Annotated in this window: 1 protein-coding gene; it reads right to left on the bottom strand. The window is 57.8% G+C overall.

Annotated elements, in window-relative coordinates:
* Window positions 1-662, bottom strand: a 662-nt coding sequence (gene mobV / locus ACLJOK_RS33540; protein WP_410822495.1) for a MobV family relaxase, incomplete at its 3' end; no start/stop codon positions are given.
* Between the last annotated feature and the right edge of the window lie 13 nt (window positions 663-675).

Below are 675 nucleotides of genomic sequence, written 5' to 3'. Positions count from 1 at the left end.
AAGCCATCGTTCACTGCGTGGCTTAGACGTTTGGCTATGGCTGCCTGATCTTCCACGTCTTTGGTGAAAATGCCCTTCCGCAATACACGCGGCTCCAGCGCCTCCGGCGAGATCGATACCTGGCTACGGGTGCCACGGTTTATCGATTCGTAGTAGTGCTGAACTGTCTGATGCGTGGCGCGGCTTCCCTCGATGCCGCGCTCAAGACCCAGTTTTTTTACTGATTCAGCGTAGGTGCTCTGATCTTCACGCATCTTTGACCGCCCGCCAATAAACTCTTTCGCGGACAGCCGTCCATCCTGCGTCAATGGCACCACGAACGCAGACAGGTGCGGGGCGGCCTCGTCCCGGTGAACCACCGCCGCCACAACACGATCCTTCCCGTATTTCTTCTCCAGCCATTGCTCAGAGCGGGCGAAAAACTCCGCCTGCTGCCGTGGTGTGGCCTCTTTCCACCACTCAGGGCTTGCTGTCATAACGTATTCAACGGCCAGTACCGCATCTTTACGGCGTTTTTCCGGCAGCAGCTCCCGCACACGCCCCATTGCCTGATCCGTTGATTTGGACACAGAGCAGTAGTTTTCTGGTGTCCGTTCAGCGTTAGCGTTCGGCGTCTCACGCTCTCGGTAGCAGTGCTGCAACGCGCTGGCCACGCTTCCCATTCCCGTCAGCTTT

Origin of the sequence: Micromonospora sp. 050-3 (assembly GCF_046549335.1) — a bacterium.
Lineage (GTDB): Bacteria > Actinomycetota > Actinomycetes > Mycobacteriales > Micromonosporaceae > Micromonospora > Micromonospora trifolii.
This window is presented reverse-complemented; position numbering and strand designations above follow the sequence as displayed.